This is a genomic window from Bacteroides fragilis (genome assembly GCF_019583405.1).
GTDB classification, from domain to species: Bacteria; Bacteroidota; Bacteroidia; order Bacteroidales; family Bacteroidaceae; genus Bacteroides; species Bacteroides fragilis_B.
The window spans coordinates 459,661-479,763 of record NZ_SZUU01000003.1; the positions used below are offsets into that span (position 1 = coordinate 459,661).

The 20,103-nt window shown below is 45.7% G+C and carries 15 protein-coding genes; 14 read left to right on the forward strand and 1 reads right to left on the reverse strand.

The features are described from left to right. The first annotated feature begins 13 nt into the window (after positions 1-13). From FDF36_RS09225 to FDF36_RS09275, 11 genes are all read left to right on the forward strand, one after another. Complete coding sequence (locus FDF36_RS09225; protein WP_005786020.1) at positions 14-1,588, forward strand: peptide chain release factor 3; 1,575 nt, start codon at positions 14-16, stop codon at positions 1,586-1,588. A gap of 295 nt (positions 1,589-1,883) precedes the next feature. After that, positions 1,884-2,027: a hypothetical protein gene (locus tag FDF36_RS09230; protein WP_220391137.1), complete on the forward strand. Its 144-nt coding sequence runs from the start codon at positions 1,884-1,886 to the stop codon at positions 2,025-2,027. 127 nt (positions 2,028-2,154) lie between these two features. Next, complete coding sequence (locus FDF36_RS09235; protein WP_005786023.1) at positions 2,155-3,387, forward strand: Cof-type HAD-IIB family hydrolase; 1,233 nt, start codon at positions 2,155-2,157, stop codon at positions 3,385-3,387. Then, complete coding sequence (locus FDF36_RS09240; RefSeq protein ID WP_220391138.1) at positions 3,384-4,490, forward strand: isochorismate synthase; 1,107 nt, start codon at positions 3,384-3,386, stop codon at positions 4,488-4,490. Before FDF36_RS09235 ends, FDF36_RS09240 begins: the two co-directional genes overlap by 4 nt. Positions 4,491-4,510: 20 nt before the next feature. Next, positions 4,511-6,178, forward strand: coding sequence for a 2-succinyl-5-enolpyruvyl-6-hydroxy-3-cyclohexene-1-carboxylic-acid synthase (menD, locus tag FDF36_RS09245; RefSeq protein ID WP_220391139.1), 1,668 nt, complete (start codon positions 4,511-4,513; stop codon positions 6,176-6,178). Position 6,179: 1 nt separating this feature from the next. After that, positions 6,180-7,184: a hypothetical protein gene (locus tag FDF36_RS09250; RefSeq protein WP_032532990.1), complete on the forward strand. Its 1,005-nt coding sequence runs from the start codon at positions 6,180-6,182 to the stop codon at positions 7,182-7,184. Positions 7,185-7,205: 21 nt separating this feature from the next. After that, on the forward strand, positions 7,206-8,030 hold the full coding sequence (menB, locus tag FDF36_RS09255) for a 1,4-dihydroxy-2-naphthoyl-CoA synthase (protein WP_005795543.1): 825 nt from the start codon (positions 7,206-7,208) through the stop codon (positions 8,028-8,030). Positions 8,031-8,078: 48 nt separating this feature from the next. After that, positions 8,079-9,098: an o-succinylbenzoate synthase gene (locus FDF36_RS09260; RefSeq protein WP_220391140.1), complete on the forward strand. Its 1,020-nt coding sequence runs from the start codon at positions 8,079-8,081 to the stop codon at positions 9,096-9,098. A 13-nt stretch (positions 9,099-9,111) separates the two neighbouring features. After that, positions 9,112-10,206 (forward strand): AMP-binding protein, encoded by a 1,095-nt coding sequence (locus tag FDF36_RS09265; protein ID WP_220391141.1) that lies wholly within the window; start codon positions 9,112-9,114, stop codon positions 10,204-10,206. A gap of 70 nt (positions 10,207-10,276) precedes the next feature. Beyond that, positions 10,277-11,134, forward strand: coding sequence for an endonuclease/exonuclease/phosphatase family protein (locus FDF36_RS09270; RefSeq protein ID WP_220391142.1), 858 nt, complete (start codon positions 10,277-10,279; stop codon positions 11,132-11,134). A 22-nt stretch (positions 11,135-11,156) separates the two neighbouring features. Next, on the forward strand, positions 11,157-13,172 hold the full coding sequence (locus FDF36_RS09275) for a glycoside hydrolase family 97 protein (RefSeq protein WP_220391143.1): 2,016 nt from the start codon (positions 11,157-11,159) through the stop codon (positions 13,170-13,172). Here FDF36_RS09275 and FDF36_RS09280 read toward each other — a convergent pair. Then, entirely contained in the window at positions 13,149-13,748 is a 600-nt protein-coding gene (locus FDF36_RS09280; RefSeq protein WP_220391255.1) for an RNA polymerase sigma-70 factor, read from the reverse strand. The two genes, FDF36_RS09275 and FDF36_RS09280, sit on opposite strands and share 24 nt — an antisense overlap. A gap of 165 nt (positions 13,749-13,913) precedes the next feature. On the opposite strand from FDF36_RS09280, the gene FDF36_RS09285 reads away from it, so the two are divergent. The 3 genes from FDF36_RS09285 (at position 13,914) to FDF36_RS09295 (ending at position 20,096) form a co-directional block, all read left to right on the forward strand. Continuing rightward, the gene (locus tag FDF36_RS09285; protein WP_220391144.1) at positions 13,914-14,924 is read left to right on the forward strand and encodes a FecR family protein; all 1,011 of its coding nucleotides are present in this window, start codon (positions 13,914-13,916) and stop codon (positions 14,922-14,924) included. 309 nt (positions 14,925-15,233) lie between these two features. Beyond that, positions 15,234-18,539: a SusC/RagA family TonB-linked outer membrane protein gene (locus FDF36_RS09290; protein ID WP_220391145.1), complete on the forward strand. Its 3,306-nt coding sequence runs from the start codon at positions 15,234-15,236 to the stop codon at positions 18,537-18,539. Positions 18,540-18,551: 12 nt separating this feature from the next. Beyond that, positions 18,552-20,096, forward strand: coding sequence for a SusD/RagB family nutrient-binding outer membrane lipoprotein (locus FDF36_RS09295; protein WP_005809684.1), 1,545 nt, complete (start codon positions 18,552-18,554; stop codon positions 20,094-20,096). Positions 20,097-20,103 lie beyond the last annotated feature (7 nt).

The window sequence follows — 20,103 nt, forward strand, 5'->3', positions numbered from 1 at the left end:
CAATTCTCGAAATATGGCAGATAATACAGAAATACTAAGACGGCGCACTTTCGCCATTATTGCACATCCGGATGCCGGTAAAACTTCGTTGACTGAGAAGTTACTGTTGTTTGGCGGACAGATTCAGGTGGCAGGAGCAGTAAAAAGTAACAAGATCAAAAAGACGGCAACTTCCGACTGGATGGAGATCGAGAAACAACGTGGTATCTCGGTGACAACTTCGGTGATGGAGTTTGACTATCGGGACTATAAGATTAATATTCTGGATACTCCGGGGCACCAGGACTTTGCCGAAGATACCTATCGTACCTTGACGGCGGTAGACAGTGTCATCATCGTGGTAGATGGAGCGAAGGGTGTGGAAACCCAGACCCGCAAGCTAATGGAAGTCTGCCGGATGCGGAATACGCCGGTAATCATCTTTGTGAACAAAATGGACCGTGAAGGTAAAGATCCGTTTGACTTGCTGGATGAATTGGAAGAAGAACTGATGATTCAGGTACGTCCTCTGTCTTGGCCTATCGAACAGGGACCCCGCTTCAAGGGAGTTTACAATATCTACGAACAGAAACTGGACCTCTATCAACCTTCCAAACAAGTGGTGACGGAGAAAGTGGAAATAGATATTCATTCTGACGAGTTGGATCGGCAGATCGGCGATACGCTGGCAGATAAGTTACGCGGTGATTTGGAATTGATAGAAGGTGTATATCCCGAATTTGATGTAGAAACATATCTGCAGGGAGAGTGTGCACCGGTCTTTTTCGGTTCGGCTTTAAATAATTTTGGTGTGCAGGAACTGCTCAATTGTTTTGTTGAGATTGCCCCCGCCCCCCGTCCCGTACATGCCGAAGAGCGTGAGGTGATCCCCGAGGAGCCTAAATTTACCGGTTTTATTTTCAAGATTACGGCTAACATCGACCCCAATCACCGTTCGTGCGTGGCCTTCTGCAAAATCTGTTCAGGTAAGTTTGTACGAAACGCCCCTTATCTGCATGTACGTCATGGTAAGACTATGCGTTTCTCCTCACCCACCCAGTTTATGGCACAACGTAAGACAACTATTGATGAGGCTTGGGCCGGAGATATTATCGGTTTGCCGGATAACGGAACATTTAAGATTGGCGATACGCTTACCGAAGGAGAACAGCTTCATTTCCGTGGTTTGCCGAGCTTCTCACCGGAGATGTTCAAGTACATAGAGAATGCCGATCCGATGAAGCAGAAACAGCTTGCCAAGGGCATCGACCAGTTGATGGACGAAGGTGTGGCCCAGTTGTTTGTCAATCAGTTCAACGGTCGCAAGATTATCGGTACGGTAGGTCAGTTGCAGTTTGAGGTTATTCAATATCGTTTGCTGAACGAATACAATGCTTCTTGCCGTTGGGAGCCGTTGAGTTTGTACAAAGCATGCTGGATTGAAAGCGATGACCTGGAAGAGTTGGAAGCATTCAAGAAACGTAAATATCAGTATATGGCCAAGGATCGTGAAGGACGCGATGTTTTCCTGGCCGATTCGAACTATGTGTTGCAGATGGCACAGATGGATTTCAAAAATATCCGGTTCCACTTTACAAGCGAATTCTGATTCGCTTCATAAAAAAGACCGGATCAAGACGGTGGACGAGTTGCAGTGCAGTGCAATTTGTCCACCGTTTGTCGTATATGGCATTGGGTCGGCGAGCTTTCCCCCGATACATTTCACCCCAACCCTTTTATCCTTTAAACCAACGTTGTTCGACACCCCCATGTCAGGCATGCTGACACCCCCATGTCGGATGTGTCGACACCCCCATGTCGGATATCCTTTCTTTAAGGCTTAGTTCCGGTTGGTAGGTAAGAGAGGACATCGATCTTTCTGTCCATATAAAAACACCTTCTTAATGAAAGTTTCGGCTTGGCAGTCGTTGCGAGAGGCTGGATGTACTGACCGGACTTTTATCCTTAAGAGTAACAGCCCGGTATGTTTGTTTGCAGACCTGAAGCGTGGTGCTTTCATTCTGTCCGGTTGTCGGGTGAAACGATGATTCGCGCATCTTCTGTGAGTCCGGACGCAGGTTTCTTTCTGTACCTTATGGTATAATTTTCCCTAAAGAAACAGGGATGTTGCCTTAAATATTTTACCTTTGTAATCTAAACAAAAAACTCGAGGTCATGAAGTATAAACTGTTAGTCCTTGATGTAGACGGGACATTGCTCAATGATGAGAAGGAGATTACTCCTCGTACCCTTGCCACTTTGTTAAAAGTACAGCAGATGGGAGTACATATTGTTTTGGCCTCCGGTCGGCCCACTTATGGGATTTTGCCTTTGGCAAAGAAACTGGAGCTGGGTAACTATGGCGGATACATCCTGTCCTATAACGGCGCACAGGTCATTAATGCCAAAAATGGGGAAGTATTGCTCGAACGGCGTATTAACCCCGAAATGTTGCCTTATCTGGAGAAGAAAGCCCGTAAAAACGGATTTGCAATCTTTACTTACACCGAAGACCGAATGATTGCTGATCAGGCAGATAATGAACACATTCTTCAGGAAGCATTCCTCAATCGGATGGAGTTGATTGAAGAACCCGAATTTTCGGTTGCCGTTGATTTTGCTCCTTCCAAATGTATGTTGGTTAGTGATGACGAAGAGGCGCTTATCGGATTGGAAGAACATTGGAAAAAACGTTTGAACGGAGCGCTCGATGTATTCCGGTCGGAACCCTATTTCCTGGAAGTCCTGCCATGTGGCATTGACAAATCAACTTCGTTGGGAGCCTTGCTTTCCCATTTGGATATTACTCCGGAAGAAATCATTGTTATCGGTGATGGCGTTTGCGATGTTTCCATGATCCAGTTTGCCGGATTGGGTATCGCCATGGGCAATGCTCAGGATTCGGTAAAGGTATGTGCCGATGTGGTGACGGCTTCGAATGAAGAAGACGGAGTTGCTCTTGCCGTAGAAAAAGCGATTCTTTCTGAGATTCGTCCGGCAGAGATTCCTCTTGACCAATTGAATGAGCGTGCACGTCATGCCCTGATGGGAAATCTGGGCATTCAATATACCTATGCTTCCGAAGACCGGGTAGAGGCTACTATGCCGGTAGACGAGCGGACCCGTCAGCCTTTTGGCATTCTGCACGGAGGTGCCACGTTGGCACTGGCCGAGACTGTTGCCGGACTGGGTTCGATGATTCTCTGCCAGCCCGACGAGATTGTGGTTGGTATGCAGGTCAGCGGTAACCACATGTCATCTGCCCACGAGGGAGATACCGTACGTGCCGTCGGTACCATTATCCACAAAGGACGTTCATCACATGTCTGGAATGTAGACGTATTTACGTCGACGGACAAGTTGGTGTCTTCCATACGGGTAGTGAATAGTATATTAAAGAAGAGATGACGTTAGAAGAAACAAATAATTGTGAGATTATAGATGAATTGATCCGTCAGGGAAGGAGCTTCGCAATGTATCGTAATCCGGGCGAAGAGGAACCTCACTTTCTGATGCAGACTTGCGGAGAAGTACGCCTTATCCGGAAAATGGAAGATTTGAACGGCCGGACAGGCTTTGTCATTGCCCCTTTCCGGGTCACTCCGCAATGTCCTATCATACTGATCCGGCCGGATTGTCACGAGATTCCTTCCTGCACCGGGGACTTGTGCACTGTTGCACCAGCCCCCGGTGCAGCAGTGCACAAGCAGCTGGTGCAAAGCGACTGCCCATTTGGGGCGAAGGAAGCCTATGAGGCTTGTTTCGATGTCTTTATCAGGGCTTTGAGGGAACGTACCTTTGATAAATTGGTACTATCCCGCAGAATGACGGTGAAGAGAGAGCCGGGATTCTCTCCCGCAGCGGCTTTCTACCGGGCTTGCAGGCGCTATATCTATTCGTATGTCTATCTTTGCTATACTCCGCAAACCGGGGTGTGGATGGGCAGTACTCCGGAAATCATTTTATCGGGTGAGAAAGGAGATTGGAATACGGTAGCGTTGGCAGGAACCCAGTCTTTACAGAATGGTGAGCTTCCGCAACAATGGGATGAAAAGAACCGGAAGGAGCAGGAGTATGTGGCGGCATATATTCGTAAACAACTCCGCTCGTTGGGGATTTCTCCGACAGAGAAAGGACCTTATCCGGCTTTTGCCGGGGCATTGTCTCACCTGAAAACGGATTTCCACTTCTCGCTGAACGACAGTCAGAGGTTGGGAGATTTATTGAAGCTGTTGCATCCCACTCCCGCCGTATGCGGATTGCCAAAAGAAGAAGCTTATCGGTTTATCCTTGATAATGAAGGCTATGACCGCAGCTATTATTCCGGATTTATAGGCTGGTTGAGGCCGGAAGGGAGAACGGACCTGTATGTCAACTTACGCTGTATGAATGTGAAAGAAGATTCGTTGACATTGTATGCCGGAGGCGGTCTGCTGCCCTCTTCCGAATTGGATGATGAGTTTCAGGAGACGGAAAAGAAGATGCAGACCATGCAGAACTTGAACTCCTAAATAAAATAATATATAGAGCGATGTATTCAGATAAGAAAAACATATTGCAGTTGGTAGCGTTGCTCCGTGCACATGGGGTGACGAAAGTCGTTTTATGTCCCGGAAGCCGGAATGCACCGATTGTACATACACTTGCCGGACATTCCGACTTCACTTGTTACTCGGTAACAGACGAGCGGAGTGCCGGCTTTTTTGCTATCGGGCTTGCTTTACAGGGCGGAACTCCTGCCGCTGTTTGTTGCACATCGGGCACGGCTTTGTTGAATTTGCATCCTGCCATAGCAGAGGCCTACTACCAGAAAGTATCTTTAGTAGTTATTTCCGCCGATCGTCCTGCCGCCTGGATCAACCAGATGGACGGACAGACTTTACCTCAGCCGGGTGTTTTCCGGTCATTGGTGAAGAAGTCTGTCGATCTGCCCGAAATACATACGGACGAGGATGAATGGTACTGCAACCGCTTGCTGAACGAAGCATTGCTTGAACTGAATCATCATGGTAAAGGCCCTGTGCACATCAACGTGCCGGTTTCCGAACCCCTGTTCCAGTTTACGGCAGAGTCACTTCCCGAAGTACGTGTCATCACACGTTATCAAGGACTGAATGTTTATGATCGCGACTATGACGGCTTGATCGACCGCCTCAATAAATACAACCGCCGTATGATGATCGTCGGCCAGATGAACCTGATTTATCTGTTCGAAAAGAAATATTCAAAGATGCTCTACAAGCAGTTTGCCTGGTTCACGGAGCATTTAGGCAATCAGACCGTTCCGGGCATCCCGATCCGGAACTTCGATGCAGCCCTCTATGCCATGTCACCCGAGATGCAAGAGAAGATGATTCCCGAATTGGTGATCACTTACGGGGGGCATATCGTCTCTAAACGAATGAAAAAGTATCTTCGCCAGCATCCGCCCAAAGAGCATTGGCATGTGTCGCCGGATGGTGAAGTGATCGATCTGTTCCAAGGGGCATTGACTACGATTATCGAGATGGACCCATTTGAATTTATGGAGAAGATAGCTTTTCTGCTGGATAACCGTACACCGGAATATCCCCGGCAATGGGAGAACTTCTGCAAGGAGCTTCCCCGACCGGAGTTGCCTTATTCCGAAATGTCTGCTATCGGATCACTCATTCAGGCGTTGCCTGCTTCGTGTGCTTTGCATCTGGCCAATAGTTCCGCCGTGCGTTATGCCCAGCTTTATTCGCTTCCCGATACGGTAGAGGTTTGTTGCAACCGGGGTACGAGCGGCATTGAAGGTTCCCTTTCCACAGCGATCGGTTATGCTGCCGCTTCGAAGAAGTTGAACTTTGTGGTCATTGGTGATCTGAGCTTTTTCTATGATATGAATGCCCTGTGGAACAATCATTTTGGAAGTAACCTCCGTATTCTGCTTTTGAATAATGGGGGAGGGGAGATTTTTCATACTTTGCCGGGACTTGAAATGTCCGGTACTTCCCATCGCTTTGTGACTGCCGTGCATAAGACGTCTGCCAAGGGATGGGCCGAAGAACGGGGATTCCTCTATCAGGAAGTGCAGGATGAAAAACAGTTGGACGAAGCCATGAAAACTTTCACTCAACCCGAGTTACTGACTCAACCTGTCATTATGGAGGTTTTCACCAATAAAAATAAAGATGCACGGATATTGAAAGACTACTATCACCAACTAAAAAACTAATATGATGACTAAGCACAAGATGAACCTATTTTGTGGGATGCTACTTTTGTCAGCTTCCCTGTTTGTGGAGAAAGCTCAAGCCATGTTTCCCGAGAGATACGTATCGGAGGAATCGGCAGCCAAGGCAGATACAATCAATTTTCGGTTGGCTTCTGCCGGAGAAGCAAAACGCCTGATAGCGGCCAAAGATTCTTATACGGCTAATTGGAGTCCGTTTGACATCGCTGCCCGACTTGAAAATCCTGAAGGCAAAAGAGAAGACCTCGTCAGCCTGGCCGTTCGTGAAGTGCGTGAATGGACAGCGGAAGAAGCGCAGCAGATCGAGCAGATCAGGAAGAACCTGAATGATACGATTCGTAAATACGGCTATCGGATTCCATTTCCGAAAGAGATTGTGCTGGTAAAGACAACAATGAAAGACGAAGGAGGGGCGGGAGGATACACACGCAGTAACTGGATCGCATTGACGGACGCTACTTTTCAGCGGGGGACCGAAGCTTCTCACACACGCCTGCTGGTGCATGAAACTTTCCACATCCTGACACGTCTCAATCCCGGATTCAAAAAGAAACTGTACAGAGCTATCGACTTCAACATCCTGCCCAAAGAGATTGAGTTCCCCGAAGATATACGGAAAAGCCGTATCTCCAATCCCGATGTCAGTCGTTGCGATAGTTATGCGACTTTTACCATTGACGGTAAGCCACAGAACTGCACTATGATTATCTATACCAACAGACCCTATACCACGGGTAAGTTCTATCAGTATATCAATGTGGGGCTGATTCCGTTGGACGAGTCGTTCAAGCCTCTCCGGGAGAGTGGGAAGACAGTGATTTATCCATTACAGAAAGCGACCGACTTCTTTGATAAAGTAGGGCGGAACACCGGATATGTCATAGATCCGGAAGAGGTGCTGGCGGATAATTTTGCAATTGCTTTATTGAACACGCCCAATGTACATACACCCGAACTGCAAAAGAAAGTACAGGAATTACTGAAATAATAATCATCAAAATAAATAGAAATGGAAACTAAAAGAGAATGGACTCCTATTAAAGAATACGAAGATATTCTGTTTGATTACTATAACGGCATTGCCCGTATTACGATCAATCGCGAACGTTACCGGAATGCTTTCACCCCTACTACAACAGGCGAAATGAGCGATGCGATGCGCATCTGTCGTGAAGAGCCCGATATCAATGTTGTGGTATTGACCGGTGCGGGCGATAAGGCTTTCTGTTCGGGAGGCGACCAGAACGTAAAGGGCCGTGGCGGATACATCGGTAAAGACGGAGTGCCCCGCCTGAGTGTACTGGATGTGCAAAAACAAATCCGTTCGATTCCGAAACCGGTTATTGCTGCCGTTAACGGATTTGCCATCGGAGGCGGACACGTATTGCATGTCGTATGCGATCTCTCTATTGCTTCCGAAAATGCGATCTTCGGACAGACAGGTCCTCGTGTAGGTAGTTTCGATGCCGGCTTCGGATCATCTTATCTTGCCCGCGTTGTGGGACAGAAGAAGGCCCGTGAGATCTGGTTCCTTTGTCGCAAGTATAATGCGCAGGAGGCTCTGGATATGGGGCTGGTCAATAAAGTGGTACCGCTGGATAAACTGGAAGACGAGTATGTTCAGTGGGCGGAGGAGATGATGCAGCTTAGTCCGTTGGCACTCCGCATGATTAAAGCCGGTCTGAATGCCGAACTCGACGGTCAAGCCGGTATTCAGGAACTGGCAGGTGATGCCACTCTGCTTTATTACCTTACCGATGAAGCACAGGAAGGCAAGAATGCTTTTCTGGAGAAGCGTAAACCGGACTTTAAACAATATCCTAAATTTCCATAAGCAGACAGGGGCCTTCTTGATGGGAGGCCTTTTCTTTATATCATTTTTATGTATACAATCAACATTATTCCACGCGTTCTTCATTTCAAGCAACCTGCGGGAACTTCGCGTGGTTCTTATACTACCCGGAACGTCTGGTATATTCATCTTTCTTCCATAGAGTGTCCGGGACGTGTCGGAGTAGGAGAGTGTGCTCCGTTACCCAAACTGAGTTGTGATGACTTGCCGGATTATGAACAGGTGCTTCGGAGTGCCTGTCAGCGACTGGAACAGACGGGAGAACTGGATATAGAATCTTTACGTGGGTATCCTTCTATCCTGTTCGGACTCGAGACAGCACTGCGCCATTACGAAACGCAGAGCTGGGCATTATGGGATACTCCTTTTTCGCGCGGAGAAGCCGGTATACCTATTAACGGACTTATCTGGATGGGAAGTTTTGACAGAATGCTGCAACAGATCGAAGTCAAGATGCAGGCGGGATATCGCTGTATCAAACTAAAAATCGGTGCGATAAACTTTGAAGAAGAATTAGCCCTGTTGAGACATATCCGTGCTCACTATTCCGCCAGAGAAATAGAGTTGAGAGTGGATGCCAATGGAGCTTTCTCACCTGCCGATGCTATGGATAAACTGAATCGGTTGGCCGAATTGGACCTACATTCCATAGAGCAGCCTATCCGGGCCGGGCAGTGGGAGGAAATGGCCCGTCTGGCGGCTGAGTCCCCGCTTCCTATTGCTTTGGACGAAGAACTGATAGGTTGCAATGCCCCTGAAAGAAAACGGGAATTGCTGGCAGCTATCCACCCCCGGTATATCATACTGAAACCATCTCTGCATGGCGGGATCAGTGGTGGCAACGAATGGATTGCAGAAGCGGAAAAGCAACATATCGGTTGGTGGATCACATCTGCGCTGGAGTCGAATATCGGCCTGAATGCCATAGCCCAATGGTGTGCGACTTTCCGGAATCCGCTGCCACAAGGATTAGGTACCGGGTTACTGTTTACAGACAATGTCGAGATGCCCCTCGAGATTCGAAAAGATTGTTTATGGTTTTGCAAATAAGAGGAGTCGGCACATGATATTTAATAGAGAAGAACAACACCTAATGCTGGAAGGCAGTATGCTTTCCAAGGAGGACGTGAAAAGACTGGTGGCTTGTAACGCGGAGGAGGCATCGGGATTTTTGTACGAACTTTACCGGTTTCTGGAAGAGTGGTTCAGTGATTCTCCTTATCTGACAGTGAAAACTTCCGGTTCTACCGGAACTCCCAAACTGCTGAAGGTCCGTAAGGAGCAGATGATGCAAAGTGCCCGTCTGACTTGTGAGTTTCTGGGACTTCGGCAAGGAGATAGTGTATTGCTGTGTATGCCTTTGCAATATATTGCTGGGAAAATGGTGGTGGTCCGGGCATTGGTGGCAGGGTTGAATCTGGTTATCCGGACCCCTTCCGGTCATCCGATGGCGGACGTGGACATACCGCTTCGTTTTGCCGCTATGGTGCCGTTGCAGGTTTACAACACACTGCAGCTACCGGCAGAAAAAGAGAGGCTCTGCCGGACCGATATTCTCATTATAGGCGGAGGGGCAATAGATGCAGGGTTGGAAGCTGAGATACGGCAATTACCGGTTAAGGTCTATTCTACGTATGGCATGACAGAAACCCTTTCACATATTGCTTTAAGGCGGTTGAACGGACCGGATGCGAGTATGTTGTACCGGCCTTTTCCTTCGGTGCGGCTTTCTCTTTCGTCCGAACATACATTGGTGATCGATGCTCCGTTGGTTTGTGATACCACTTTGGTGACAAATGATGTTGCGGAGATTTATCCCGATGGCAGCTTCTCTATTTTAGGCAGGAAGGATAATACCATCAATACCGGAGGTATCAAAGTACAGGCAGAGCAGATAGAAGAGATACTTCGTCCCTGGATGAGAGTTCCTTTTGCAATCACTTCTGTTCCCGATGCCAGATTAGGAGAGGCGGTTGTGCTTTTGGCAGAGAAGGGGGCAGATGCAGAGTTACCGGAAACAAAGATGAAGGAGCTTCTGTCTAAATATCAGTTACCCAAGATGATTTTGTCAGTCGGGGCTATACCCTTGACGGAAACGGGAAAGATCAATCGTGCCGCTTGCCGGCAACTTGCCCTCACTTATCGGACAGATCGCTAAGTGTTTTTTCTTCTTTAGTTGTATCATATACGAAATAGCTTTAAATTTAATAACCAACACATATAAACTAATGAATAAGATTTGCTTTTTTATCGGAGTTTTTATTACCCTGCTTCTGGCGGGTTGCAGTTCTAATCCGATTTCCCATGTTCGTGTGGCGACCTTTAATATCCGTTATGATAATCCGGGCGACAGTTTGAATTCCTGGAAGTATCGTAAAGAGAAGGTCTGTGAATTTATCCGTGAGAAACATCCCGATGTGCTGGGAATGCAGGAAGTACTGAATCATCAGTTGGAAGACCTGTTGTCCGGTCTGCCTGATTATGCCTATGTGGGTGTAGGACGTGAAGATGGAAAGACTCAGGGGGAATATGCTCCTGTATTCTATCGGAAAGATAAATATGATTTGTTAGACAGTAATACATTCTGGCTTTCCGAATATCCGGATAGTATCGGCAAACTTGGTTGGGATGCCGCGTGTACCCGCGTGGCTACTTGGGCTAAATTAAAGGATAAAACTACCGGAAAAGAGTTTCTGATGTTAAATACCCATTTTGACCACGTTGGTACGGAAGCTCGTCGTAACAGTGCCCTGCTTATTATTGATAAGATAAGAGAAATAGCCGGTACACATCCTGCTATGATGACCGGAGACTTTAATGTTTCTGAAGAGTGGGAAGCTTACAAAACGATCACATCCAATGAGTTTGTCTTGAAAGATGCATGGAAGATAGCCGGGAAACAGTCCGGTGAGAACTATACTTTCCATGATTTCGGAAGAGTACCTGTGGCCGAACGGGAAAAGATCGATTTCATTTTCGTAACTCCGCAAATCAAGGTGGCAGATGCAGAGATTATTTCTTCTGCGATTACAGATTCCACCTATTTGTCCGATCATAATGCACATCTGGCTGATTTGGAATTCTAAACTGTATAAACGAATTGTAACCATGAAACAGATTTTGCATATATTACTCATCGCCTTGATGCTGATTGGCTTTTATAGTTGTGTTCCGAAGACGGAATTAACCTCTCCGGACGGACATATCAAAGTGGATTTTACTGCGGATACCGATGGAAAGATGATGTATCGGGTGACTGTCAACGATACCCTTTTATTGGATAACTCTCCGCTCGGTTTCAAAGCGAAAGACGGAATCGATCTTAATCGGGGATTTCGTGTGGTGAACACTGTCTTTACCGATAAAGACGAGATCTGGACGCAGCCTTGGGGAGAGAATAAAACGAACCGGAATCATTATAATGAAATGGCGGTTCTTCTGAAAAATGCCGCTAATGTGGAATTGACTCTTCGTTTTCGTGCATTTGATGATGGTGTAGCCTTTCGTTACGAGTATGAGGTGCCCGGTGTCGACTCTTTGTTGATCACCGATGAACTGACTGCTTTCCGCTTTCATGAAGACGGGACCTCCTGGTCTATTCCTGCCAGTTTCGAGACTTATGAATTGCTGTACTCGAAACAGAAGATCAGTGAAGTGGAGAATGCCAATACTCCTTTCACTTTCAAAACATCCGGAGGGGTGTATGGCAGCATTCATGAAGCCGCTCTTTATGATTTTCCGGAGATGACTTTGAAGAAGGATGGTGAAAATACTCTGAAATCCGAACTTGCCTCATGGCCCGATGGAATTAAAGCTCGTAAAGAGAATCGTTTTACCACTGCATGGCGTACCATTCAGATTGCTCCGCAAGCTGTCGGACTGATTAATTCGTCGTTGATCCTTAATCTGAACGAACCTTGTAAACTGGAGACTACCGACTGGATCAAGCCGATGAAATATGTCGGTGTCTGGTGGGGGATGCATCTGGGAGTGGAAACCTGGAAGATGGACGATCGGCATGGCGCTACAACCGTCAATGCCAAGAAATACATTGATTTTGCTCATGCCAATAACATTGAAGGTGTGTTGTTCGAAGGATGGAACGAAGGATGGGAAAGTTGGGGAGGTATGCAGAGTTTTGACTTTACTAAACCTTATGCCGACTTTGATATTGATGAAATAACTCGTTATGCACGTGAAAAAAATGTTCAGATCATCGGACATCATGAAACCGGTGGAAACATTCCCAACTACGAGCGCCAGATGGAGAAGGCAATCAAGTGGTATGCCGATAAGGGCATTCATATTCTGAAAACAGGTTATGCCGGTGCTTTTCCTGACGGACATTCACATCATGGACAATATGGAGTGAACCATTATCAAAAAGTGGTTGAAACGGCTGCCCGTTATCGTATGACTCTTGATGCGCACGAACCTATCAAAGATACCGGTATACGACGTACCTGGCCCAATATGATGACACGTGAAGGCGCCCGCGGTATGGAGTGGAATGCCTGGAGCGGGGGTAACCCTCCTTCACATCATGAAATGTTGCCGTTTACCCGCTTATTGAGTGGCCCGATGGACTATACTCCGGGTACTTTTGATATCTTGTTTACACAGACGAAAGATTCCCCCAAACGTCAGAAGTGGAATGATCAGGATAAAGGCAATAGCCGTGTCAATACAACATTGGCCAAGCAGTTGGCTAATTGGGTGATTTTATATTCTCCGTTACAAATGGCATCTGATATGATCGAGCACTATGAAGGGCATCCTGCCTTCCGGTTCTTCCGTGATTTCGATCCTGATTGTGACGAATCGAGGGCATTGGCCGGTGAGCCGGGAGAGTTTGTAGCAGTGGTACGGAAGGCTAAACAGAATTATTTCCTGGGTGCCTCTACGAACGAAGAACCGCGGGTCTTGCCTGTCAGTCTTGATTTTTTAGAGAAGGGGAAGACTTATAAAGCAATCATCTATGCTGATGGAGAGAAAGCTGATTGGAAAACCAATCCGACAGAGTATCAGATTACGGAACAGGAAGTGACTGCAGACGATACGTTGAATATCCGTATGGCAGCCGGTGGCGGACAAGCTATTTCATTTATGCCCTTGCAGAAATAAAAGCAGCATGATAAGGGGGAGGTAATCCTTCAATTCCGAACGCAATATTTTCAGGGCTTGCCCTATGCGATAATTGACAGTTTGCGGAGAGACGTTTAGTTTCTCCGCAATTTCTTTATGAGTCAGTTGTTGATTTCGGTTCATTTCATATGCCTGACGAAATTCTGCTGGTAGCTTTCTTAAAGCCTCTTCATACAACCTGAAAAGTTCGTTTTCCAGATAAAAGTCAGGTGAAGAAAATTCGCTTTCATATTTTTCGGCAATTTCCAGATGTACCTTACGCTTTATTTCGAAATGGGAGATTTTATTAAGTGCCTTGTTCTTGACAATAGTAAAAAGAAGAGTTTTTAAGGTTAGTTCCGGAATGAGGGTTTTTCTGTTTTCCCATAACCACATCATGGTGTCCTGCACGATTTCTTCCGATTCACTCAGTGTGACGTACTGAGAACAAAAGACGCATAGTCCGCGAAAGTAATAGCGGTAAACATTGTCAAATACTTCTTCGCACCCTTCTCTCAAGGCTGATATAACGGCATTATTATCATTTATGTTTAGGTTAGTCAGAGTCTGTGCCATTCTTTTTTTCATTGTTATTAGCGAACAAACGTAGCTAAATTTTCGGTACTGACAAAATGATTCTTCGAAGAAAAAAAGTTTGTGTTTTTATTTAGTAACTTTGCTTTCTGAAATGTATTATATATAGCAACGTATGATATAGGTATAAAAGATTTGGTTAATACAATGGATGAAACAAAACTACTGAACTACTTGAAAGGAGAATCAGATGCTGAAGAGTGTCTGGAAGTAGAGACATGGTACCATGACTCTGCGGAACATAAAAAACAACTTGAGCAATTATATTATATGCTTTTTGTCGGTGAGCGCAAAGCGGCGATGGATGCGGTGGACACAGAAAGTTCACTGAGCGCTTTGAAGGATCGGATGAAGCAGAAAGAGCTGGATCGAAAATTGCTGGGTAAAATGCGTGTTTCAAAATGGAAGCGTTATGCAGTACCTTTAGCTGCCTTTTTGTGCGGTTTGCTGATTTCTACCGGAGCTTTGTATTGGATGTCTTCCGGTAAATCTGCCGGATATGTTTTTACTACGGAAGCCGGTCAACGGGCACATGCTGTTTTGCCGGATGGCACGAAAGTGTGGTTGAATGCTTCAACGCAGCTTGTTTATAAGCCTTCTTTCTGGAAGCGGGAAAGATTGGTTGATTTGAATGGTGAGGCTTATTTTGAGGTCTCTCATAATAAGCGCAAACCCTTTGTTGTTAATAGTAAAGATGTCAGGACTTGTGTGCTCGGTACAAAATTTAATGTCCGGGCACGCTCGTCCGAAGCAAAAGTTGTGACTACTTTATTGAAAGGATTGGTGCAAGTGCAGCTGCCGGGACAGTACGATGAGGAAGGGATCTTACTAAAACCGGGACAAACGTTGAGTGTGGATACCCGTACGATGCAGTTGATGCTTACCGAGGCTGATCATCCGGGTGATGTGCTACTTTGGATTAACGGAAAACTGAAATTCGAACAAGCCACACTCGCGGATATTGTGGAGTGTTTGGAAAAGCACTTTGATGTACATTTCATTATTTCTGATGCACAGTTGAAAAAAGAACGTTTCACCTGTACTTTTAGTACGGATGATGATATCAGACAAATTCTTTCTATACTTGCTCTTACCAAACGTTTTGATTATAAATGTGAGGATAATAACATAATATTGACTCCCAAGGTGGGTAGATAGCGATTTATTATTATAACCTAAATCAGTAAAAGGGACTGTTTCCAATGTGGAATGGTTCCTTTTTTTTATTTCTCAATCTGTATTCTTATTCTTTTTTTATTCTTTTTTTGAAAAAAGTCGCTTCTTGATTTAGTATGCTTATAGGTTGAAATGTATTATTAGCAGAAAAGTGAATATAGTTAACCCTAAAATCTGTAACGATGAACAAGGACCCTTAATTAAAAACCAACCTTAATATGAATTAGCAGTTTTCTTTTGCTAAACCTTTCAATTTTTACCTAAAACATTTTCTAATTAAAAAAGAACAAGATGAAGAAATCAGTGAAACACAAGTTTCAGTACTTGCTATTTTTTCTATTGTCGATGCCTGCTTTTATTTTTGCTTCAGCGCAAGATATCCGGGTAAATATCGACTTCACTAAAGCCCCTTTAGGTAATGTCCTGGATGAAATCGGACATCAAACCTCATTATCTATTGTGTATAACACCAGAGATGTTAACCCCAATCAACCCGTTTCCGTTAAAGCTACTAATGAAAATATTACGTCTGTGATGAATCGTTTGCTTCGGGGGACGGGGATTTCCTATTCTATTATGAACAAACACCTCATTCTTTCAGCTAATGATAAGGATAAAGCTATTCAGCAAGAGAAAGTCACGGTTACAGGAAATGTTTCGGACGCTAAAGGCGAACCGTTGATCGGCGTAAGTATCTTGGTGAAAGGAACATCCAATGGGACAATCACCGATATGAACGGACACTTTTCAATATCGGCTGCCAAAGGAGATGTCATCGAGATATCCTATATCGGCTATGCTTCGCAGGCCATTACAGTGACAGACTCTAAGCCACTGAAAATTGTGATGCAAGAAGACACGGAAGTGCTTGACGAGGTTGTTGTAACGGCTTTAGGTATCAAGCGGGCACAAAAGGCATTGAGCTACAATGTGCAACAAGTGGGTGGCGATGCCATCAATACAGTGAAAGATGCCAATTTCATTAACTCTTTGCAGGGCAAAGTTGCCGGAGTAACGATTAACAATTCCGCCGGTGGTGTCGGTTCGGCCTCCAGGGTAGTGATGCGAGGTACTAAGTCTATAACAAAGGATAACAATGCCCTTTATGTAATCGACGGTATTCCAATGTTCAATGTCAGTTTTGGCAAGAGCGAAGGTTCCTTTGCTACCCAGAGTGGTTCGGACGGTGTGGCCGACCTTAATCCGGATGATATTGAAAGTATTAATATGCTGACCGGTCCTTCCGCAGCTGCTTTATACGGCAATGCGGCTGCCAATGGAGTTGTATTGATTAACACGAAAAAGGGATCTGCCGAGAAGACAACTCTGACAGTCAGCAATAATACCATGTTCTCTGACGCATATATTATGCCGGAGATGCAAAACCGGTATGGAAATAATCCGGGAGAATTTGCAAGCTGGGGCAATAAAACCAGACAGAGTTATGATCCTGCCCGTTTCTTTAATACCGGAGTGAATGTAATTAATGCCATCTCTTTCTCGACCGGAACAAAGAAAAACCAGACTTATGCATCGGCTTCAACAACGAATGCAACCGGTATCCTGCCTAATAACAGTTATAGCCGTTACAACTTCTCAATCCGGAATACGGCTACTTTCCTGAAAGATAAACTGACTCTGGACATCGGTGCCAGTTACATCATCCAGAATGATAAAAATATAACGGCACAGGGACAATATTTCAATCCGTTGCCGGCATTATATCTGTTTCCTCGTAATGATAATTTTGAGGAGATCCGTATGTTCGAACGTTATAGCGAGAGCCGTGGGGTGAATGCGCAGTTCTGGCCTTACGGGCATCAGGGGCTGAGTTTGCAAAACCCGTACTGGATTATGAAACGCATGAACCGTAAAACAGAAAAGAAACGTTACATGATCAATGCAAGCCTGACTTATAAACTTACGGATTGGCTGAACGTTGCGGGCCGTGTTAAAGTAGATAATTCGGATATTCGTTTGACTCAGGAGCGTTATGCATCTACTTTGACTACTTTTGCGGGAGCCAATGGTTTCTATTCGGACCAGAACCGTACAGACCGTAATACATATGCTGATATTATGGTAAATATTGATAAGAGGATAGGAGATTTCTCGCTGAATGCCAATATCGGTGCATCTATTAAAGATTTGGTTTACGAACAAATGGGTAATGAAGGCGATCTGGCCGGTATACCCAATTTCTTTACAGTGAGAAATATTAATTATGAAAGTAATTATAAGCCCAAACAGTTCGGATATCATGACCAGTCCCAGGGGGTATTTGCGAATATAGAATTAGGTTGGCGCAGCATGGCATATCTGACCTTGACCGGACGGAACGACTGGGAGTCGCAGCTTGCCTTTACTAAACACTCCTCTTTCTTCTATCCTTCCATCGGCGGATCTGTCGTTTTGTCGGAGATGTTCCGGTTGCCCGAGTTTATCTCTTATGCGAAACTGCGTGGTTCATACAGTTCGGTGGCTTCGTCTTTCGAACGTTATTTATCGAATCCGGGCTTTGAGTTCAATGAACAATCCCATCAGTGGGGCTCTTCAACAACTTTGCCTGCCACTAATCTGAAGCCGGAAGACACACGTTCGTGGGAGGTGGGTTTAAATGCCAGATTATGGAACCACTTCAGTATAGATGCCACTTACTATCATTCGAATACGTATAACCAAACCTTTAACATCACCCTGGCGTCGTCGAGCGGTTATTCTTCGGCTATTGTCCAGACAGGCAATATCCAGAATTATGGTTTGGAACTGGCATTGGGATATAATAATACATGGAGGGATTTCAGCTGGAACAGCAGCCTGACTTATACCATGAATCGTAATAAGGTGAAACGTCTGGCCAGTGGCGCGACGAATCCGATAACCGGTGAAATCATCGATATGCCGGAGTTGCGTATGGCTGTGTTGGGAGCCGACGGGTATGGTCCCAGAGTCATCCTGAGAGAAGGTGGAACGATGGGGGACCTGTATGTAGATAAGGGGCTTCGTACGGATGGTAACGGAAATATCTGGGTAGATCCCCAGACAGGTAAAGTCGGAGTGCAGGACTATGCCGAACCTAAAAAAATAGGTACGATGAATCCTGATTTCAATATGGGATTCAGTAATACCTTTTCTTATAAAGGCATCAGCCTGGGCGTGGTTCTGACCGCGCGTGTCGGTGGATTATGCGTGTCGAACACTCAAGGTATACTTGATTATTACGGTGTGTCCAAAGCTACAGCCGATGCACGTGATGCCGGCGGAGTGTGGATCAATAACGGATTCGTAGATGCCAAGTCTTATTTTCAAACCATCGGAGGCTCTACCGGAGGATTGGGACAATACTACACTTATAGTGCGACGAACGTACGCCTTTCCGAGTTGAACCTGAGTTATACATTACCTCGTAAGTGGTTTAACAATAAAGTGGGCATAACGGCAGGTATCGTAGGAAAGAATCTTTGGATGATTTATTGTAAAGCACCGTTCGATCCGGAAATGACCCCTTCCACTACCAGCAATTTCTATCAGGGGGTAGATTACTTTATGCAGCCGAGCACACGTAATATTGGCTTCAATGTTAAGTTTCAATTTTAAAACAAGTCGATTATGAAAAATAAAATATTAAATATGGCTTTGGCCGCAGCTATCACGCCACTCTTGTGTTGCTGTACCAGTAATTTTGAGGAATACAACACCAATCCGTACGAACCCCATTCACTCAATCCGCCCATGCTGTTTGCAACAATGATTACTACCGGAATCAATGTACAGCAGAATGACAATCAGATGATTGACCAGATGGTAGCGGGACCTTTTAGCGGCTATCTGACAATGGCTAACTCATGGGGTGGCTCTAACTTCAATACATTCAACCAGACGGAATCCTGGAATCAGATTCCTTTCAATACGCCTTTTGAGAAATTCTATTCCAACTACTTTAAATTGGAAACGGCAACCGGCGGAAAAGGTCACTATTGGGCAATGGCGAAGCTGCTTCGCGTAAATACAATGTTGCGTGTGACCGATTGTTACGGTCCCATTCCCTACAGTCAAGTGGCCAATGGCAAAACGGCTGTTGCATACGACAGTCAGGAAGATGTATATAAACACATGTTTGAAGACTTGGATTATGCAGTACAGATACTGGGCGAATTTGTAGACGAGGTCGGCGGATTGAAGCCGTTGGAGGGCTATGATCCGGTCTATAATGGAGATTATAATAAGTGGATGCGTTTTGCTAATTCGCTTAAATTGCGTCTGGCTGTCCGTATCAGTAATGTGGCGCCCGAACTTGCCCGTGCGAAAGCTGAGGAAGCGGTAAAGAGTGCCCGCGGACTGATAGATACGAATGATAATAATGCATATGTCGGTGTAGGTGCCGAACCCAATCCGCTGTGGCTGGTAGCCTCCAGCTGGGGCGAAATCCGTATCAATGCCACTATTGCCAGTTATATGAAAGGGTATTCCGATCCTCGTAGCGCAGTCTATTTCACGACATCCAAGTTGGGAGGCAATAGCCCGTATATGGGTATGCGTTCGGGATTGGAAGGAGTGAAGCCGGCCACTTATGCAGGATACTCTATGCCCAATTACGATCAGAAAGACGATATGTTGATGTTCTGTGCGGCTGAAACGGCCTTTTTGCGTGCTGAAGGTGCTCTGCGTGGTTGGGATATGGGAGGTAGTGCCCGTGACTTCTACGAACAAGGCGTTAAACTTTCATTCGACCAGCGGAAAGTGGGTGGAGCAGAAGAATATCTGGCAAATGCAGTGGCAGTGCCTGAACCTTTTGTCGACCCGACTAACCCGGTTAAATGCAATTATACACCGAAAACCAAGATAACGATTGCGTGGAATGAAGGTGCTCCTACAGAAGAAAAACTGGAGCGTATCATTACTCAGAAATGGATAGCCAATTTCCCTCTGGGCTTTGAAGGTTGGGCCGATTATCGGCGTACAGGTTATCCGGAAGTGTTTCCATCTGTCAGCAATCTGAGTAACGGAGTAATTGACACCAACCGGCAATTGCGGCGTTTGCCTTTCCCATTGTCCGAGAAGCAGGGAAATGCTGCCAATGTTTCGGTAGCCGTCTCAATGTTGGGGGGGCCGGATACTGGGGCTACCGACCTTTGGTGGGCTAAAAAGAATTGATGTTTAA

What these genes read in the sequence shown, in the direction of transcription:
- FDF36_RS09225 (WP_005786020.1), top strand. Translation starts at nt 14, where the DNA reads ATGGCAGATAATACAGAAATACTAAGACGGCGCACTTTCGCCATTATT.
- FDF36_RS09230 (WP_220391137.1), top strand. Translation starts at nt 1,884, where the DNA reads ATGAAAGTTTCGGCTTGGCAGTCGTTGCGAGAGGCTGGATGTACTGAC.
- FDF36_RS09235 (WP_005786023.1), top strand. Translation starts at nt 2,155, where the DNA reads ATGAAGTATAAACTGTTAGTCCTTGATGTAGACGGGACATTGCTCAAT.
- FDF36_RS09240 (WP_220391138.1), top strand. Translation starts at nt 3,384, where the DNA reads ATGACGTTAGAAGAAACAAATAATTGTGAGATTATAGATGAATTGATC.
- menD (WP_220391139.1), top strand. Translation starts at nt 4,511, where the DNA reads ATGTATTCAGATAAGAAAAACATATTGCAGTTGGTAGCGTTGCTCCGT.
- FDF36_RS09250 (WP_032532990.1), top strand. Translation starts at nt 6,180, where the DNA reads ATGATGACTAAGCACAAGATGAACCTATTTTGTGGGATGCTACTTTTG.
- menB (WP_005795543.1), top strand. Translation starts at nt 7,206, where the DNA reads ATGGAAACTAAAAGAGAATGGACTCCTATTAAAGAATACGAAGATATT.
- FDF36_RS09260 (WP_220391140.1), top strand. Translation starts at nt 8,079, where the DNA reads ATGTATACAATCAACATTATTCCACGCGTTCTTCATTTCAAGCAACCT.
- FDF36_RS09265 (WP_220391141.1), top strand. Translation starts at nt 9,112, where the DNA reads ATGATATTTAATAGAGAAGAACAACACCTAATGCTGGAAGGCAGTATG.
- FDF36_RS09270 (WP_220391142.1), top strand. Translation starts at nt 10,277, where the DNA reads ATGAATAAGATTTGCTTTTTTATCGGAGTTTTTATTACCCTGCTTCTG.
- FDF36_RS09275 (WP_220391143.1), top strand. Translation starts at nt 11,157, where the DNA reads ATGAAACAGATTTTGCATATATTACTCATCGCCTTGATGCTGATTGGC.
- FDF36_RS09280 (WP_220391255.1), bottom strand. Translation starts at nt 13,748, where the DNA reads ATGGCACAGACTCTGACTAACCTAAACATAAATGATAATAATGCCGTT.
- FDF36_RS09285 (WP_220391144.1), top strand. Translation starts at nt 13,914, where the DNA reads ATGGATGAAACAAAACTACTGAACTACTTGAAAGGAGAATCAGATGCT.
- FDF36_RS09290 (WP_220391145.1), top strand. Translation starts at nt 15,234, where the DNA reads ATGAAGAAATCAGTGAAACACAAGTTTCAGTACTTGCTATTTTTTCTA.
- FDF36_RS09295 (WP_005809684.1), top strand. Translation starts at nt 18,552, where the DNA reads ATGAAAAATAAAATATTAAATATGGCTTTGGCCGCAGCTATCACGCCA.